The 18,037-nt window shown below is 71.3% G+C and carries 10 protein-coding genes, 1 tRNA gene and 1 pseudogene; 6 read left to right on the top strand and 6 right to left on the bottom strand.

Annotated features, from left to right (window positions below; translation table 11 throughout):
- Positions 1 to 17 precede the first annotated feature (17 nt).
- From B277_RS16110 to B277_RS16105, 3 genes are read left to right on the top strand one after another with little or no spacing between them, the layout of a single operon-like run.
- Positions 18 to 2,042 carry an acyltransferase family protein gene (locus B277_RS16110; RefSeq protein WP_083853752.1) on the top strand — a complete coding sequence of 675 codons (2,025 nt, stop codon included), beginning with the start codon at positions 18 to 20 and terminating at the stop codon, positions 2,040 to 2,042.
- On the top strand, positions 2,039 to 3,067 hold the full coding sequence (locus B277_RS11420; protein WP_007928362.1) for a nucleotidyltransferase family protein: 1,029 nt from the start codon (positions 2,039 to 2,041) through the stop codon (positions 3,065 to 3,067). Before B277_RS16110 ends, B277_RS11420 begins: the two co-directional genes overlap by 4 nt.
- Positions 3,064 to 3,942 carry an FkbM family methyltransferase gene (locus tag B277_RS16105; protein WP_007928360.1) on the top strand — a complete coding sequence of 293 codons (879 nt, stop codon included), beginning with the start codon at positions 3,064 to 3,066 and terminating at the stop codon, positions 3,940 to 3,942. The genes B277_RS11420 and B277_RS16105 overlap by 4 nt, the downstream gene beginning before the upstream one ends.
- Positions 3,943 to 3,978: 36 nt before the next feature.
- Here B277_RS16105 and polA read toward each other — a convergent pair whose 3' ends face one another.
- Positions 3,979 to 6,645 carry a DNA polymerase I gene (gene polA / locus B277_RS11410; RefSeq protein ID WP_007928358.1) on the bottom strand — a complete coding sequence of 889 codons (2,667 nt, stop codon included), beginning with the start codon at positions 6,643 to 6,645 and terminating at the stop codon, positions 3,979 to 3,981.
- A gap of 83 nt (positions 6,646 to 6,728) precedes the next feature.
- Here polA and B277_RS11405 point away from each other — a divergent pair, with 83 nt between their 5' ends.
- Genes B277_RS11405 through B277_RS11395 form a run of 3 tightly spaced genes read left to right on the top strand, consistent with a single transcriptional unit; the run spans position 6,729 to position 9,623 of the window.
- On the top strand, positions 6,729 to 7,154 hold the full coding sequence (locus B277_RS11405) for a PaaI family thioesterase (RefSeq protein WP_007928356.1): 426 nt from the start codon (positions 6,729 to 6,731) through the stop codon (positions 7,152 to 7,154).
- A complete protein-coding gene (locus tag B277_RS11400; RefSeq protein ID WP_007928354.1) occupies positions 7,155 to 8,855 on the top strand; it encodes a hypothetical protein in 1,701 nt (566 codons plus the stop codon).
- Between the two features lie 15 nt (positions 8,856 to 8,870).
- Positions 8,871 to 9,623 (top strand): DUF554 domain-containing protein, encoded by a 753-nt coding sequence (locus tag B277_RS11395; protein ID WP_007928352.1) that lies wholly within the window; start codon positions 8,871 to 8,873, stop codon positions 9,621 to 9,623.
- A 9-nt stretch (positions 9,624 to 9,632) separates the two neighbouring features.
- Here the strand turns inward: B277_RS11395 and B277_RS11390 are convergent, their stop codons facing one another.
- The 5 genes and pseudogenes from B277_RS11390 to gltB form a co-directional block, all read right to left on the bottom strand.
- A complete protein-coding gene (locus B277_RS11390; protein WP_007928351.1) occupies positions 9,633 to 10,232 on the bottom strand; it encodes an ANTAR domain-containing response regulator in 600 nt (199 codons plus the stop codon).
- Between the two features lie 29 nt (positions 10,233 to 10,261).
- Positions 10,262 to 10,347 (bottom strand) — tRNA-Leu (locus tag B277_RS11385).
- A gap of 45 nt (positions 10,348 to 10,392) precedes the next feature.
- Positions 10,393 to 11,890, bottom strand: a pseudogene (pyk, locus tag B277_RS11380) (pyruvate kinase).
- An 86-nt stretch (positions 11,891 to 11,976) separates the two neighbouring features.
- The gene (locus tag B277_RS11375) at positions 11,977 to 13,434 is read right to left on the bottom strand and encodes a glutamate synthase subunit beta (protein WP_007928347.1); all 1,458 of its coding nucleotides are present in this window, start codon (positions 13,432 to 13,434) and stop codon (positions 11,977 to 11,979) included.
- Positions 13,427 to 17,992, bottom strand: coding sequence for a glutamate synthase large subunit (gene gltB / locus B277_RS11370; protein WP_007928345.1), 4,566 nt, complete (start codon positions 17,990 to 17,992; stop codon positions 13,427 to 13,429). The genes B277_RS11375 and gltB overlap by 8 nt, the downstream gene beginning before the upstream one ends.
- Positions 17,993 to 18,037 lie beyond the last annotated feature (45 nt).

The following is an 18,037-nucleotide window of genomic DNA, read 5'->3' as shown; positions in this document are numbered from 1 at the left end:
GAACGAGACCACCACCCATGAGACTCCCTGACCCCAGAGCGCTGCGGCGCCGGACCTCTCGTGCGCCCGCGCGCCTGCGGCCGACGACCCGGCAGGCGGAAGGACATCTCCGTCTGGCCTACCGACCCGCCATCGACGGCCTGCGGGCCATCGCCGTGGTCGCCGTCGTCGTGGGTCACGTCAACGAGAAGTGGCTGCCGGGCGGGTGGCTCGGCGTCGACATCTTCTTCGTCATCTCGGGCTTCCTCATCACGAGCCTGCTCCTGCGCGAGCGCACGAGCACCGGGCGGGTCGACCTGCTCGGCTTCTGGCTCGCCCGGGCTCGTCGCCTGCTGCCCGCGCTCTTCGTCGTCCTCGCCGCCGTCCTCCTGGCCGCCCGGTTCATCGGTCTGCCGGCGCGCCGTGATGCCGTCGCCGACGACGTGCTCAGCACGATCTTCTACGTGGCCAACTGGCGCATGTACGCCAGCGACGAGGCCTATTTCGCGACCCTCGCGACGCCCTCGCCCCTGCGCCATGCCTGGTCGCTGTCGGTGGAGGAGCAGTTCTACATCCTCTACCCGCTCCTGCTGCTGCTCCTGCTGCGTCTCGTCGGCAAGCGCACCCGGGTGGCGATGGTGCTCGGCGGGCTCGCCCTGGTGTCCGCGGCCCTCATGGCCCTGCTCTACACCCCCGGGCTGGAGCCGTCGCGCGTCTACTACGGCACCGACACCCGCGCCTTCGAGCTGCTCGTCGGAGCGGTCGCCGGCGTGCTCGCGCTCCGCAGCGGCACGGCACGCGCCCCGTCGGCCGTGACGGCCCGCACCGACCGCATCGCGCGCCTGCTCGCTCCCGCCGCGCTGGCGCTCGTGGTCGTCGCCCTCGTCGCCCGCACCCAGGCACCCGCCGTGCTCTTCCGCGGCGGCCTGCTCGTGCTGTGCGTGCTCGTCGCCGTCGTCGTCGTCGCCGCGGCCAGCTGGGAGACCAACCCCGTCCAGAAGCTGCTGTCCTGGGAGCCCCTGCGCCGGGTCGGTCTCATCAGCTACGGCCTCTACCTGTGGCACTGGCCGATCCTCGTCTACTCCAACCAGCTGCTCGTCGACGTCGACCCCCTCGTGCGGGCCTACGTGCAGATCGTGCTCTCCTTCGTCGTCGCCACGCTGTCCTACCTGCTCGTCGAGCAGCCGATCCGCCGGCACGGCCTCAAGGTCCTCGTGCCGCGCTTCCCACGCGTCGGTGCGGCAGCGGGCGCGACAGCTGCGGTGGCGGTCGTCGCAGGCGCCGTGGCGCTGCCGGTCGGCGCCAGCCAGGCGGTCGTCTCGGGCGACGTGACGTCCAACATCGCCTACACCGCTCCCCCGTACATCGCGGGCGACACCACCCAGCGAGCCCTGCTCATCGGCAACTCCATCCCGGCGAGCTACGCGAAGTTCTACCCCAAGGGGACCTACCCGGACCTCACCGTCGGGGACTACACCAACCCCGGCTGCGACCTCTTCCCCGAGGCCCGCTACCGCGGTGACGCCCCCGACCCGATCAACCCCGACTGCGCGGACTGGCGCGAGCAGCTCACCCAGGCCGTCACCGACGACGACCCCGACGTCGTCGTGATCTTCGTCAGCCAGAGCCTGGTCGCGGACCGGGACATCGACGGCTCCCGCCTCGACTTCCGCTCCAGCGCCTACGAGGACTACGTCGAGCGCGGGTACGACCGGCTCCTGCAGGCCATCGACAAGGCCCCGGGCGACCGCCGCGTCGTCATGGTCAACCTCGCCTGCCACCGGGTCCCGGACTTCGGCGTCGACGCGGAGGTCACGCGCTTCAACGACGACATCGCCGTCGAGCGGGTCAACGACCTCTCCCGGGCGTGGGCCGACGACAACGACATCCAGACGATCGACCAGAACTCCTTCCTCTGCGGTGACGGCTACCACGACGGCATCAACGGCACCCCCCTCTACGAGGACTACCTCCACGTCACGCGCGAGTCCGGGCCCCAGGTCTGGTCCTGGCTCGCCCCCCGGGTGCGGGACGCCGCCAACGGCGACCCGCTACCCGAATGACCCCGCCGCGGGCCGCCGTCCTCCTCGTCGGAGGCCTCGGCACCCGCATGCACCCGCTGACCCTGACCCGCCCCAAGCACCTGCTGCCCGTCGCAGGCGTCCCCGTCATCGACCTCCAGCTCCGGCGGCTCGCCGACGCGGGCGTCCGGCACGTCGTCCTCGCGACGGCCACCCACGCCGACCTCGTCCGGGACCACGTCGTGAGCCACCCGGTGGACGGGCTCGACGTGCACACGCACGACGAGGGCACCCCCCTCGGCACCGGCGGCGCCCTGCTCGCCGCCCTCGAGGCGCTCGCCCCCGACCGGGACGAGCAGGTCGTCGTCGCCAACGGCGACCTCCTCACCGGCCACGACCTGGCGCTCCAGTGCGCTGCGGGGCACGACGGAACCGACGTGGTGCTCCACGTGCGCGCGGCCGACGACCCCGCTCCCTTCGGCACGGTCGACGTCGCTGACGACGGCCGGCGGGTCGTCGGCTTCCGCGAAAAGGTCCCGGGACCGCCCGGGACCCTGGTCAACGCCGGGACCTACGTCGTGCGGCCGCGGGTGCTCGAAGGACTCGCCACCGGGGGCGTGCAGTCGTGGGAGCGCGACCTGCTCCCCGCGCTCATCGGGGACGGTGCCCTGGTCGTCGCCCACCGGGCCGAGGCGTGGTTCGCCGACATCGGCTCCCCCACGGCGCTGCTCGGCGCCCACCTCGCCCTGCTCGACGGGACCGCGGCCGGCGTGGTGCCCTCCGGGACGAGCATCGACCCGGTCTCACCCGGGACGCTGATCGCCGACGGCGCCGAGGTCGTCCGGTCGTCGACCGGAGCCGGCGTGCGGGTGGGAGCCGGGGCCAGGGTCGTCGACAGCATCCTTCTCGACGACGTCGTGGTCGGGGACGGAGCGCTGGTGCGCGACAGCGTCGTCGGCGCCGGGGTCGTCGTGGCTGACCGGAGGAGCCTGCGGGGCCGTGCCGTCGCCGACGGCACCCATGTCACCACCGACGACACACCTGATGACGAAGGGAGCGCCCTATGACCGCGTCCACCCCCCGGACACGCTGGGGCAAGGCGGCCCTGTGGGTCCGCTTCTACGTGGGCCGCTCCGTCGCCCTCGACCGCGAGACCCTGCATCTCCACCGGTGGGGGGCGCGAGAGCGGGCGGCCTTCCTCGCGAGCAAGGCCGCAGCGCTGCCCGCACTCCAGGCCGGGCGCACCGCGACGGTCCGGGCCGGCGACGTGCACTTCCGCGCGACGAGTCCTCTCGACCTCGGCACCTTCCAGACCTGCCTGCTCGACGTCCACGATGTCGTCGTCGTGCCGGCCGTCCTCGACGGGACCCCTGCCCCCGTCGTCGTCGACGTGGGAGCCAACGTCGGGCAGTTCGCCGCGGCGACCCGCGCCTTCGTCCCCGACGCGCAGATCGTCTCCGTCGAGCCGGACCCGGACACGCACGCCAAGCTCCGGCACAACCTTGCCGGTTTCCCCGTCGCGCGCTCCCACCAGGTGGCCGTCGGGGAGGAGCGGGCGGTGATGACCCTGCACCGCCACCACGTCAGCGTCATGGCGACCCTGCGACCCGGTGAGGTGGAGGACTACGACCCGGAGCTGACCGTCGATGTGGACGTCCTGACGCTCGACGAGATCACCGCCGACCTCCCCCGCATCGACCTGCTCAAGATCGACGTGGAGGGCTTCGAGGTCGAGGCCCTGCGCGGCGCCCGCGAGACGCTCGCGCGCAGCCGGTACCTGCTCCTCGAGGTCGGGCTCGGCCGCGAGTCCTCGGGCGCCAACCTCGAGGCCCTCGCGCTCGTCCGCTCGATCGTGCCGGGCGCCCGCATCGTGCGCTTCGGCCGCCCGCTCGGTGGAGCCGATGCCCCCATCTGCCAGGACGTGCTCATCGCCCTCGGCTGAGCGGACGGCGACCACGACGGCCGCACCGGGGTCAGGTCAGTGGGCGGCGTCGTGCCAGCTGCGTCCCCGACCGACCGACACGTCCAGCGGGACGTCCATGTCGACGGCGCGCCCCATCTCCTCGCGCACGAGTGCCTCGACCGCCGCGTCCTCGCCGGCGGCCACCTCGATGACGAGCTCGTCGTGCACCTGCAGGAGCACGCGTGAGCTGAGCTCTCCCTCGCCGAGGGCCCGGTCGACCCGGAGCATCGCCAGCTTCATGATGTCGGCCGCCGAGCCCTGGATCGGTGCGTTGAGCGCCATCCGCTCGGCCATCTGACGTCGCTGCCGGTTGTCGCTGGTCAGGTCGGGCAGGTAGCGGCGACGACCGAGCATCGTCTCGGTGTAGCCGGTCGCCCGAGCCCGGTCGACGACCTCCTCGAGGTAGTCGCGCACGCCTCCGAAGCGCTCGAAGTACTCGTCCATGAGGTCGGTCGCCTCGCCCGTGGAGATGCCCAGCTGCTTGGACAGGCCGAAGGCGCTCAGCCCGTAGGCCAGGCCGTAGGACATGGCCTTGACCTTGCTGCGCATCTCGGCCGTCACGCCATCGGGCTCCACGCCGAAGACCCGCGCGCCGACGAAGCGGTGGAGGTCCTCACCGGTGCGGAAGGCCTCGATGAGCCCCTCGTCGCCGGACAGGTGGGCCATGACCCGCATCTCGATCTGGCTGTAGTCGGCCGACATCAGCGACTCGTGGCCGGGTCCGACGACGAAGACCTCGCGGATGCGCCGGCCCTCCTCGGTCCGGATCGGGATGTTTTGCAGGTTGGGGTCGGTCGACGACAGCCGGCCGGTCGCGGCGATCGTCTGCTGGTACGTCGTGTGGATGCGCCCGTCGTCGGCGACCGACTTGATGAGCCCCTCGACGGTCACCCGCAGCCGCGTCGCATCGCGGTGGCGCAGGAGCGCCTCGAGGAAGGGGTGCTCGGTCTTGGCGTGGAGATCTGCCAGCGCGTCCGCGTCGGTCGTGTACCCCGTCTTGGTCTTGCGGGTCTTGGGCAGGCCGAGGGTGTCGAAGAGGACGGCCTGCAGCTGCTTGGGCGAGCCGAGGTTGATCTGCTCGTCCCCGATGGCCGCCCACGCGTCCGCCTGGGCCGTCGCGACCTTGTCGGCGAACTGCGCCTCGAGGTCGGTCAGCGCCTCGGAGTCGACCGCGATGCCCGCCGTCTCCATGGCGGCGAGCACCCCCACGACGGGCAGCTCCACCTCGCGCATGAGCCGGCTGCCGCCGGTCTCCTCCACCTGGGCCTCGAGGAGCGGCGCGAGCTCGACCGCGGCCGCCGCGCGCACCATGGCCTCACGACCGGCCGAGGAGTCGTCGGTCGCGAAGTCGAGCATCCCCTGGTCGACCTCCGCGTCGTCTCCCCCGAGATCGCGACCGAGGTGTCGCACCGCGAGGTCGGCGAGGTCGTAGGAGCGCTGGTCCGGCCGGACGAGGTAGGCCGCGATCGCGGTGTCGACCGCGAGGCCCGCCAGCGGCAGACCGGCCGTGGCCAGTGCGAGCATCGGGCCCTTGGCGTCGTGCAGGACCTTGGGCCGGTCGGCGTCGGCGAGCCAGTCGCGCAGCGCAGCCTCGTCCTGGCCGCTGATCTCGACGACGTCGACGTAGGCGGCCTCCCCTTCGGCCGTGGCCAGGGCCAGACCGCGGACGTCACCCCGGCCGCGCCCCCAGTCACCGACGACGTCGAGCCCGAGCCGCTCACCCGCGTGCTCGTCGAGCCACGTGCGCACCTCGCCGGCAGCGAGCGCCCGCCCGTCGACCTCGACGCCGCCACTGACCTCGGACTCGGCGGTGTCGAAGGTCGTGAAGAGCCGGTCGCGCAGCACCCGGAACTCGAGGCTGTCGAAGAGCGTGTGGACCTGCTCGCGGTCCCACCCGCGTCGGACGACGTCGTCCACGCCGACCGGCAGGTCGACGTCGCGCAGCAGGGCGTTGAGCCGGCGGTTGCGCAGGACCTGGTCGAGGTGGTCGCGCAGCGACTGGCCGGCCTTGCCGCCGATCTGGTCGACCGAGGCGACGATGCCCTGCAGGTCGCCGTGGGCGTTGATCCACTTTGCCGCCGTCTTGGGGCCGACGCCGGGGACACCGGGCAGGTTGTCGCTCGTCTCGCCGACGAGCGCGGCGAGATCGCTGTAGCGATCGGGGCCGACCCCGTACTTGTCGGTGACCGCCTCGGGCGTCATCCGCACGAGGTCGGAGACACCCTTGCGCGGGTAGAGGACCGTCGTGCGCTCGTCGACGAGCTGGAGCGTGTCGCGGTCACCGGAGCAGATGAGCACGTCCATGCCGGCCTCGCGCCCCTGGGTGGCCAGCGTCGCGATGATGTCGTCCGCCTCGAAGCCCTCGAGCTCGACGTACGTGATGTTGAGCGCGTCGAGCACCTCCTTGAGCAGCGGGATCTGCCCGGAGAAGGCGTCGGGGGTCGCGCTGCGGCCGGCCTTGTACTCCGCGTACTCCTCGCTGCGGAAGGTCGCCCGGGAGACGTCGAAGGCCACCGCGACGTGGGTGGGGTCCTCGTCCCGCAGCACATTGATGAGCATCGCGACGAAGCCGTACACACCGTTGGTGTGCTGCCCCGTGCTCGTCGAGAAGTTTTCGGCAGGGAGCGCGAAGAAGGCGCGGTAGGCCAGGGAGTGTCCGTCTAGCAGCAGTAGTCGACTCACGCGCCCAGACTAGGTGCTTGGCCCGACACCCCGTCGCCGTGGCAGGCTGGGCCGACACCCCTTCGACATCTGCAGGAGAGTTGATGACCGACCGACAGTCCCCCTCTGCCGAGGAGCTCAACGCCCACCGGGGAGCGCTGGCCGAGCGCATGGGGATCGAGATCCTCGAGGCGACGACGGACCGGATCGTGGCCCGGATGCCCGTCGAGGGCAACACCCAGCCCTACGGGCTCCTCCACGGCGGCGCGAGCGTCGTCCTCGCCGAGACCCTCGGCTCGATCGGTTCCGCCGTGCACGCGCACTCCCTCGGCAAGATCGCCGTCGGCCTCGACATCAACGCCACGCACCACCGGGCGGCCCGATCCGGCTGGGTGACCGGCACCGCCATACCGGTCACCCTCGGTGGCAGCGTCGCCTGCTACGAGGTGACGATCACCGACGACGAGGGCCGGCGCACCTGCACCTCGCGCATCACCTGCATCCTGCGCGACCTGCCGCCCGGCGCCTGAGTGGCCCCCCGCTCCTCCGGTCGGCGCGGTCCCGCCCTGCGCGCACGCGTCCGCCGCATCGACCCCCACCGGCTCGACCCCCGCCGCTGGACGACGACCGACCGCCTCGTCGCCCTGGCCGTCGTCGCCGTGCTGCTCGCGCCCACCTTCGCCGTCGTCGAGGCGCTGACCCACGGCTGGCAGCCCAACGGAGACGACGCGACGATCGCGCTGCGCACGGCCGGCATCCTCGACGGGCAGCTGCCGGTCACCGGCATGCGCAGCACGTCCGGTGACGGGATCGACGTCAACCTGTCGACGCACCACCTCGGACCGCTGCAGTTCTACCTCCTGGCCCTCCCGCTGGCCCTCGCCGGCGGCTCCGCGGCCGGCATCGCCGTGGGTGGTGGGCTCATCGCCGCCACGGCATCGGTCCTCACCGTCACCTGGGCCCGTCGACTCGGCGGCGCGCTCGGTGTGGCCGTCTTCACCTGCGGGGTCCTGCTCACCCAGTGGGCCATCGGCACGGACGCCCTCTTCCGGCCCTTCAACCCCTTCGCCCCTCTCCTGCCGACCTTCCTCGCCCTGGTCCTCCTGTGGGCACTGGCTCGCGACGACCGGCGGGCCCTGCCTCCCTTCGTCGTGGCGGTCTCGCTCATCGCCCAGTCCAACCTCGCCTTCCTGCCCCTCGCCGGCGTGCTCGCCGTCGTCGCGGCGGCGCTGCTGCTGTGGCCCCGACTCACCCACACCCGCCGCGTCCGCGCGGCCACCGACGGCCGCAACCACCGGTGGGCGCTCGGCCTGGGCGTCGTCGTGTGGCTGCCGAGCATCGCCGAGCTCTTCGTGCACCACCCCAACAACCTCACCCAGATCGTGCGCTGGGCCACCTCGGGCACCGGTGATCCGATCGGCTTCACCGAGGGCGCGACATACCTCAACCTCATCGCCCCGGCACCCGGAGGCTTCCGGCGGTCGACGGAGGACCTCCTCGTCGACGGCACCGGGCCGGCCACCGTGCTCGGCATCGGCCTGGTCCTGCTGCTCGCGGTCATCGCCACCGGCTACCGCGTGCCCAAGGGGCGCGCGAGCAGCGCCTGGCCCGCCCGCGTGGCGCTCGCTGCCAACATCGGGATGCTCCTCACCGCGTCCCGGCTGCCTGAGTGGCCGCTCGCGCCCTACTGGGTCATCACCTGGCTGCCCGTGGCCGCCTTCACGTGGTGCGCACTCGTCTGGCGTGGCCTGGCCTACCTCGACAACGCGACACCGCACCTGCGCCCCCGGGTCGCCCTCCCCCTCGGAGGTGGGCTGGTCGCCGGCGGCGTCGCGGCAACCGCCCTGGCCCTGCCGCCCGCCTGGGCGGAGATCGACTCGATGACCGCCGTGGCGCAGGCGGCCGGGGACGACCTCGGTGACGGGCAGGGGCGGCACGTGCAGATCAACGGGCTGGGTTTCACGCCCACGCTCGGGGCGTCACCCGCGATCGCCTGGCAGGTCCACCGGCAGGGCTGGCAGCCGCACTTCCTCACGTCGTGGCCCTTCCCGGAGGACGCGGACCACCTGTGGATCGAGAGCGCGCCCGAGGGGTCCGACCGGCTCTACGTCACCGACAGCACGCAGCCTGAGCTCATCAAGGACATCTCCGCCTCGGCACAGCGCGTCGCGATGGTCCCGATGCAGCACCGCGAGGGCGAACTGGGCATCTACCGCGACCGCGGCGACTGACGGGAGCCCGCACCCATGGACTTCATCGGGGCCGGGACGGCGCTCAACGTCCTGACCGTCGTGGCCGGGGCCCTCCTCGGCATGGCCGTGGGCGGCCGCCTCCCGGAGCACACACGTGACGTCGTCACCGACTGCCTGGGGCTCGTCACGCTGCTCATGGCCGGCCTGTCGGCGATCGACGTGACCTCCCCGGCCCTCGCCGACGCCCTCGGCTCCGGCGCGCCGGTGCTCATCGTCCTCGGCTCACTGCTCATCGGCAGCGTGGCCGGCTCACTCCTGGGGATCGAGCGTCGGCTCGGGACCCTCGCCGGCCGCGTCCAGTCCCTCGCCGGCCGCCGCCGCGCCGACGCCGCCGGCCGGCAGCGCTTCGTCGAAGGCTGGCTGACGGCCAGCCTGCTCTTCTGCGTGGGGCCGCTCACCATCCTCGGGTCACTCGACGACGGGCTCGGGCGCGGCATCGACAAGCTGGCGCTCAAGTCCGTGCTCGACGGCTTCGCCGCGCTGGCCTTCGCCTCGACCTTCGGCGTCGGGGTGCTCTTCTCTGCCGTGAGCGTCGCCGTCGTCCAGGGCTCGCTGACCCTCGTCGGCATGGCGCTCGGAGCGATCCTGCCGGAGGCCCCCATCGCAGCACTCACCGCCACGGGTGGTCTGATCCTCGTCGGGATCTCGCTGCGGCTGCTGCAGATCCGTCAGGTGCCCGTCGGCGACATGCTGCCGGCGCTCGTCGTGGCGCCGCTGCTCACCCAGCTCGTCGTCGCCCTGAGCTGAGCCCGGGGCTTAGGCCTTGTCCATCCCGGCGACGACGGCGTCGGCGACCTCGCGCATGCCGAGGCGACGGTCCATAGCCGTCTTCTGGATCCAGCGGAAGGCCTCCGCCTCGCTGATCTTCAGCTTCTTCATCAGCACGCCCTTGGCCTTCTCGACGGCCTTGCGGGTCTCCAGCCGCTCGCCGAGGTCCGCGACCTCCGACTCGAGCGCCTTGAGCTCGGCCCAGCGCGACGTCGCGACCTCGATCGCCGGGGTGACGTCGGAGACGGTGAAGGGCTTGACGATGTAGGCCATGACCCCCGCGTCGCGGGCCCGCTCGACGAGCTCCTTCTGCGAAAAGGCGGTGAGCATGATGACGGGGCAGATCCGCTTCTCACCGATCGTCTCGGCCGCCGTCAAGCCGTCCATGACGGGCATCTTGACGTCCATGATGATCAGGTCCGGCTGGAGCGAGTCCGCGAGCGAGACGGCCTCCTCGCCGTTGCTCGCCTGTCCGACGACCTCGTAGCCGGCATCGGTGAGCATCTCGGCCAGGTCGAGCCGGATGAGCGCCTCGTCCTCCGCGAGCAGTACCCGCAGGCCCTGCTGGCTCTCGGTGTCCACCGTCATGGTTGATCCTCCGTGGGTTGGTCTCGAACTGGTGCCGAGGGCGGGACTTGAACCCGCACGCCCTTGCGGGCAAAGCATTTTGAGTGCTCCGTGTCTGCCATTCCACCACCCCGGCCGGAGTGCGCCGCAAGCATACCGACCGCAGGGGGTCCCTCCCGACTCAGCCCATCCCGCCGGGGAGTGCGCCGGCGCTCCCTTCGGGCACGCCGTCCTCGCCGGCCCGGTAGGCCACCGTCGTCTTGTTGCGGGCGTCGCCGATGCGGTGCACCCGCAGCGCATTGGTCGAGCCCGGCACCCCGGGCGGCGAGCCGGCCACGATGACGACCCGGTCGCCCTCCTCGACCCAGCCGAGGTCGAGCAGCTGCTCGTCGACCATCAGCGCGTACTGGTCGGTGTGCGTGACCGGAGGGGTGAGGAAGGTCTGCATGCCCCACACGAGCGAGAGCTGCGAGCGGGTGTCCTGCACCGGGGAGAAGGCCAACATGGGCAGACCCGAGCGCACCTGTGCCAGGCGTCGCGCCGACCCGCCGAGCTGGGTGAAGGCGATGAGGTACTTCACCCCCAGGGCCTCCCCCGTCTCGGCTGCTGCGGCGGCGATGACGCCCCCCCTGGGAGGTCGGCGGCGCCATGAGGTCCCGCATGCGGCTCAGGCCCTGCTCCTCCGTCGTCTCGATGATCTTGGACATCGTCTTGACGACCTCGATGGGGAACTTCCCGACGGCGGTCTCCCCCGAGAGCATCAGGGCGTCGGCGCCGTCGAGGACCGCGTTGGCGGCATCGGAGGCCTCCGCCCGGGTCGGGCGCGAGTTGTCGATCATCGACTCGAGGACCTGGGTGGCGACGATGACCGGCTTGGCCTTCTGCCGGCACAGCTCGACGGCCCGCTTCTGCACGAGGGGCACCTGCTCCAGAGGCAGCTCGACGCCGAGGTCACCGCGGGCGACCATGATCCCGTCGAAGGCGTCGATGATCTCCTCGAGAGCCTCGACCGCCTGCGGCTTCTCGATCTTCGCGATGACGGGCAGCCGCACGCCCACCTCGTCCATGATCTCGTGGACGCGGGTGATGTCCGCCGACGAGCGGACGAAGCTCAGCGCGATGTAGTCGGCGCGCAGCCCCAGGGCCCAGCGCAGGTCGTCCTCGTCCTTGTCCGACAGGGCCGGAGCGCTCACCGCGGCGCCGGGCAGATTGATCCCCTTGTTGTCCGACAGCGGGCCCCCGTAGACGACGACGCAGCGCACGTCGGTCTCGTCGACGTCGTGGACGGCGAGGGTGATCTTGCCGTCGTCGACGAGGATCGTGTCACCCGCGCGCACGTCCCCGGCCAGACCGGGATAGGTCGTGCCGACGACCTGCTGGTCGCCCGGCACGTCTCGCGTGGTGATGGTGAAGTGGTCGCCGGCCGCGAGGACGATCGGGCCGTCGGCGAAGCGCCCGGTGCGGATCTTGGGGCCCTGCAGGTCGACGAGCACACCGACGGCGCGACCGACGTCGTCGCTCGCCTCGCGCACGCTGCGGTAGTTGGCCTCGTGGACGGCGTGCTCACCGTGCGAGAGGTTGAGCCGGGCGACGTCCATGCCAGCCGAGACCAGCTCACGGATGCGCTCGGGGGTGGATGTCGAGGGACCGAGGGTGGACACGATCTTGGCGCGACGCATGTCACCACCCTATGACCGTGACGCCACCACGGACGAAGGGGGATGACCGCCGACACGGTCATCCCCCTTCGTCGGGCCGTGCCGGCTCAGACGACGAGCGGACGGTCCGTGGGGTTGATCGGGCGCGGCAGCTGCGAGCGGCCCATGAGATAGGTGTCCACACCGTTGGCCGCGGCGCGGCCCTCGGCGATCGCCCACACGATGAGCGACTGCCCGCGGCCGGCGTCACCGGCGACGAAGACGCCCGGGACACCGGTCTGGTAGTCCTTGCCGCGCACGATGTTGGAGCGCTCGTCGGTCTCGAGCCCGAGCTGCGCCACCACACCCTCGGGGTCCGGGCCGAGGAAGCCCATGGCGAGCAGGACGAGCTGGGCCGGCAGGACCCGCTCGGTGCCCTCGACCGGCTCGAAGCCCTGGTCCGTGCGCTCGACCTCGGTCAGGCGCAGGCCGGAGACCTTGCCCTCGTCGTCGCCGATGATCTCCGTCGTCGAGACGGCGTACACGCGGTCGCCACCCTCCTCGTGCGCCGAGGCGACGCGGAAGAGCATCGGGTAGGTCGGCCAGGGCTGGTTGGCGGGACGGTCCTCGCCGGGCTGCGGCATGATCTCGAGGCTCGTCACGGACCTGGCGCCCTGACGGATCGAGGTGCCGATGCAGTCGGCGCCGGTGTCGCCGCCGCCGATGATGATGACGTCCTTGCCCTCGGCCGTCACCTGGCCCTCGACCTCCTCGCCGACCGCGACGCGGTTGGCGGGGGGCAGGAAGTCCATGGCCTGCATGACGCCGTCGAGTTCGCTACCGGGGACCGGCAGGGCGCGCGGGACCGTGGCGCCGATCGCGAGGACGACCGCGTCGTAGCGGTCACGCAGCTGCTGGCCGGTGATCTCGTCACCGATGGCGACACCGGAGCGGAAGCGCGTGCCCTCGGACTTCATCTGCTGGATGCGGCGGTCAAGGATCCGCTTCTCCATCTTGAACTCCGGGATGCCGTAGCGCAGGAGCCCGCCCGGTGCGTCGGCGCGCTCGTAGACGGCGACGGTGTGCCCGGCGCGGGTCAGCTGCTGCGCAGCGGCCAGGCCCGCCGGGCCGGATCCGACGACGGCGACGGTCTTGCCGGTGAGCCGGTCCGGGATCTGCGGCGGGACGTCACCACGACCGAAGGCCTCCTCGATCGTCGTCACCTCGATCTGCTTGATCGTCACGGCCGGCTGGTTGATGCCGAGGACGCAGGCGGTCTCGCAGGGGGCCGGGCAGAGCCGACCGGTGAACTCCGGGAAGTTGTTCGTCGCGTGCAGCCGCTCGATGGCGTCGTGCCAGTCGCCGCGCCACGCGAGGTCGTTCCACTCGGGGATGAGGTTGCCGAGCGGGCAGCCGGAGTGGCAGAAGGGGATGCCGCAGTCCATGCAGCGTCCGGCCTGCCGCTGGAGCTGACCGGCCTGCTGCTCCTCGTAGACCTCCTTCCAGTCACGGATGCGCACGTCTACCGGTCGGCGGACGGGCAGCTCGCGCTCGCGGGTGTTCAGGAATCCATGCGGGTCAGCCACGGGAAGCCTCCATGATCCGGTCCCAGACCTCGGCACCGTCGACGTCGAGGCCCTCGGCCTCGGCCTCGGCGCGGACGTCCAGGACACGCTGGTAGTCGCGGGGCAGGACGAGCGAGAAGCGGTCGAGACCGGCCTCCCCCTCGTCGAGCAGTCGTTGGGCCACGGCCGAGCCGGTGTGCTCGAGGTGCTCGGCGAGCAGTCGGCTCACCACCTCGCGGTCCCCGTGGCGAAGGGGGGTGATGTCGACGAGCTCGGGGTTGACGAGCGACTCGTCGAGATCGAGCACGAAGGCATTGCCCCCGGACATGCCGGCCGCGAAGTTGCGGCCGGTCGGCCCGAGGACGAGGACCGTGCCACCGGTCATGTACTCGCAGCCGTGGTCGCCGACGCCCTCGACGACGGCGGTGGCGCCGGAGTTGCGGACGCAGAAGCGCTCGCCGACGACACCACGCAGGAAGATCTCACCCGAGGTGGCGCCGTAGCCGATGACGTTGCCGGCGATGACGTTGTCCTCGGCGACGTACTTCGCGTCCTCCGGGGGCCGCACGATGATGCGACCACCGGACAGGCCCTTGCCGACGTAGTCGTTGGCATCGCCGACCATCGTCACGGTGATGCCTGCGGGCAGGAAGGCGCCGAGGCTCTGACCGGCCGAGCCGGTGAGGGTCAGCTCGATCGTGCCGTTGGGCAGGCCCTCCGGGTGCCGCTTGGTCACCTCGTGGCCGAGCATCGTCCCGAGCGTGCGGTTGACGTTGCGCACCGCGAACTCCGCCGCGACGTGCTCGCCACCCTCGAGTGCCGGCTGCGCCACCGCGATGAACCGGTGGTCCAGGGCGGCCTCGAGTCCGTGCTCCTGCGCCTTGGCGTGCCGGACACCCGAACCGTCGAAGGAGCTGACCTTGGCGAAGATCGGACCGAGGTCCAGGCCAGAGGCCTTCCAGTGGTCGACCGCCTTGCGCGTGTCGAGCAGGTCGACGCGACCGATCGCCTCGTCGAGGGTGCGGAAGCCGAGCTCGGCGAGCAGCTCGCGCACCTCCTCGGCGATGTACTCGAAGAAGGTCTCGACGAACTCCGGCTGGCCGGAGTAGCGCGAACGCAGCTCGGGGTTCTGGGTCGCGATGCCCACCGGGCAGGTGTCGAGGTGGCACACCCTCATGAGGATGCAGCCACTGACGACGAGCGGGGCGGTGGCGAAGCCGAACTCCTCCGCGCCGAGCAGGGCACCGATGATGACATCGCGGCCGGTCTTGATCTGGCCGTCGACCTGGACGACGATCCGGTCTCGCAGACCGTTGAGCACGAGAGTCTGCTGGGTAGAGGCCAGACCGAGCTCCCAGGGGCCACCCGCGTGCTTGAGCGAGGTGAGCGGGGAGGCACCCGTTCCGCCGTCGTGGCCGGAGATCAGCACGACATCGGCGTGCGCCTTGCTGACGCCGGCCGCCACGGTGCCGACGCCGATCTCGCTCACGAGCTTGACGTGCACCCGCGCCGAGGGGTTGGCGTTCTTCAGGTCGTGGATCAGCTGCGCCAGGTCCTCGATCGAGTAGATGTCGTGGTGCGGCGGCGGGCTGATCAGGCCGACGCCGGGCGTCGAGTGACGGGTGCTCGCGACCCACGGGTAGACCTTGTGGCCCGGGAGCTGCCCCCCTTCGCCGGGCTTGGCTCCCTGCGCCATCTTGATCTGGATGTCGTCGCTGTTGGTCAGGTAGGTCGACGTGACGCCGAAGCGTCCCGAGGCGACCTGCTTGATCGAGCTGCGGCGCTCGGGGTCCATCAGGCGGTCGAGGTCCTCGCCGCCCTCCCCCGTGTTGGAGCGGGCGCCGAGACGGTTCATCGCGATGGCGAGCGTCTCGTGCGCCTCCTTGCTGATCGAGCCATAGCTCATGGCACCCGTGGAGAAGCGCTTGACGATCTCGCTCACCGGCTCGACCTCGTCGATCGGGATCGACGCCCGGTCCTCGTCGAGGGCGAAGAGGCCACGCAGGGTCATCAGCCGCTCGGACTGCTCGTTGACCCGGTCGGTGTACTGCTTGAAGATGTCGTAGCGCCGCGCCCGCGTCGAGTGCTGGAGACGGAAGACGGTCTCCGGGTCGAAGAGGTGCGGCTCGCCCTCACGACGCCACTTGTACTCGCCACCGACCTCGAGGACCCGGTGCGGCGGGCGCATGCCCTCCGGCGGGTAGGCCCGCGCGTGCCGGGCCGCGGTCTCGGCTGCGATGACGTCGAGGCCGATGCCGCCGAGCTGGCTCACCGTGCCGGTGAAGTACTCGTCGACGAGCTCCTGGCTCAGGCCGAGCGCCTCGAAGACCTGTGCGCCGCGGTAGGAGGCCACGGTGGAGATGCCCATCTTCGACATCACCTTCAGCACGCCCTTGCCGAGCGCCTTGATGAGGTTGCCGACCGCGGTCTCCTCGTCGACCGCGGTGATGACCCCGCGACGGACCATGTCCTCGACGGACTCCATGGCCAGGTAGGGGTTGACCGCGGCGGCGCCGTAGCCGATGAGCAGCGCGACGTGGTGCACCTCGCGGACGTCACCCGTCTCGACGATCAGACCGACCTGGGTGCGCGTGCGCTCCCGGATGAGGTGGTGGTGCACGGCCGAGGTGAGCAGCAGCGACGGGATCGGCGCGAGGTCACGACCGGAGTCGCGGTCGGACAGCACGATGAACCGGGCGCCCTCGGCGATCGCGTCGGAGACCTCGGTGCAGATGCGGGTCAGGGTGGCGCGCAGCGCCTCCTCTCCCCCGGTCACGTCGTAGAGACCGCGCACGACGTGCGTCACCTTGCCGGGCAGCTCGCCGTCGGCGTCGATGTGGACGATCTTGGCCAGCTCGTCGTTGTCGATGACGGGGAAGGGCAGGACGAGCTGGCGGGCGTGGTCGGGGTCGGCGTCCAGGACATTGCCCTCCGGGCCGATCGCCGTGCCGAGCGCCGTGACGAGCTCCTCGCGGATCGCGTCGAGCGGCGGGTTGGTCACCTGGGCGAACATCTGGGTGAAGTAGTCGAAGATCAGCCGTGGCCTCTCCGACAGGACCGCCACCGGGGTGTCGGTGCCCATCGAGCCGAGCGCCTCCATGGCCTTCTCCGCCATGGGCATGAGCAGGATCTTCAGCTCCTCCTGCGTGTAGCCGAAGGTCTGCTGGCGGCGGGCGACGGACGCCGGCGTGTGCATGATGTGCTCGCGCGGCGGCAGGTCGCCGAGCATGATCCGGCCCTCGTCCAGCCACTGCCCGTAGGGGCGCTCGGCGGCGAGCTGGCCCTTGATCTCCTCGTCCTCGATGATCCGCCCGGCGGCGGTGTCGACGAGGAACATGCGGCCCGGCGTCAGGCGCCCCTTCTGCACGACGTGCTCGGGCTCGAGGTCGAGCACTCCCGACTCGGAGGCGAGGACGACCAGGCCGTCGTCGGTGACCCAGTAACGACCGGGACGCAGGCCGTTGCGGTCGAGGACGGCACCGACGAGCGTGCCGTCGGTGAAGGTCACGCAGGCGGGGCCGTCCCACGGCTCCATGAACATCGAGTGGAACTCGTAGAAGTCCTTGAGCTCCTGCGGCATGGTCGCGTGGTTCTCCCACGCCTCGGGGATCATCATCAGCACGGCGTGCGGCAGCGAGCGGCCACCGAGATGGAGCAGCTCGAGCACCTCGTCGAAGGACGCCGAGTCCGACGCCTCCGGAGCGCAGATCGGCATGATCCGCTGCAGGTCACCGGGGATGATGTCGCTGCTCAGCAGGGACTCGCGCGCCCGCATCCAGTTGCGGTTGCCCTTGACCGTGTTGATCTCGCCGTTGTGCGCGATGAACCGGAAGGGGTGGCTGAGCGGCCAGCTGGGGAAGGTGTTGGTCGAGAAGCGCTGGTGGACGAGCGCGAGCTCGCTCTCGAAACGCTCGTCGGACAGGTCGGGGTAGAAGGGCTCGAGCTGCGCAGTGGTCAGCATCCCCTTGTAGGCGATCGTGCGGGCCGACAGCGAGGAGAAGTAGACGCCGGTCTCGCGCTCGGCGCGCTTGCGGGCGACGAAGGCCAGTCGCTCGAGGGTCAGGCCGGAGACCTCGCCGCCGGGTGCGGCGACGAAGAGCTGCCAGAAGTCGGGCATGCAGTCGCGAGCCATCTGGCCGACGATGTCGCGCTGGACGGGCACATGGCGCCAGCCGAGGACCGTCAGGCCCTCCTCGCGGACGATCTCGTCGATGCGCTGGGTCATCGTCTCGCGCTCGCTCGCGTCCGTCGGGACGTAGGCGATGCCGACGGCGTAGTGGCCGGCCTCTGGCAGCTCGAAGTCGACGACCTCACGGAGGAACCGGTCGGGGACCTGGCTGAGGATGCCGGCGCCGTCCCCGACGAGCGGGTCGGCACCGGTGGCGCCGCGGTGGTCGAGGTTGGCCAGGGCGAGCAGGGCGTGGTCGATGATGTCGTGACCGGCGTGACCACGCATCGTGGCGACCATGGCGACGCCGCAGGCGTCCTTCTCCAGGTCGCGGCGGTAGAGACCGTCGTCAGGAGGGAGTGCCGACCAGCGCTCGTAAGGGGAGAAGGACACAGGGGTCACGTCGGTCACCGTCCTCGGTGGTGGTCGGGGACGTCCCCGGCGCTCGCTCGGGCG

It is taken from the genome of Janibacter hoylei PVAS-1 (genome assembly GCF_000297495.1).
Lineage (GTDB): Bacteria > Actinomycetota > Actinomycetes > Actinomycetales > Dermatophilaceae > Janibacter > Janibacter hoylei.
This window is presented reverse-complemented; position numbering and strand designations above follow the sequence as displayed.

Bases quoted from the DNA above. Each gene is read 5' to 3' on its own strand.
- B277_RS16110 (WP_083853752.1), top strand. From the start codon at position 18: ATGAGACTCCCTGACCCCAGAGCGCTGCGGCGCCGGACCTCTCGTGCG.
- B277_RS11420 (WP_007928362.1), top strand. From the start codon at position 2,039: ATGACCCCGCCGCGGGCCGCCGTCCTCCTCGTCGGAGGCCTCGGCACC.
- B277_RS16105 (WP_007928360.1), top strand. From the start codon at position 3,064: ATGACCGCGTCCACCCCCCGGACACGCTGGGGCAAGGCGGCCCTGTGG.
- B277_RS11405 (WP_007928356.1), top strand. From the start codon at position 6,729: ATGACCGACCGACAGTCCCCCTCTGCCGAGGAGCTCAACGCCCACCGG.
- B277_RS11395 (WP_007928352.1), top strand. From the start codon at position 8,871: ATGGACTTCATCGGGGCCGGGACGGCGCTCAACGTCCTGACCGTCGTG.
- B277_RS11390 (WP_007928351.1), bottom strand. From the start codon at position 10,232: ATGACGGTGGACACCGAGAGCCAGCAGGGCCTGCGGGTACTGCTCGCG.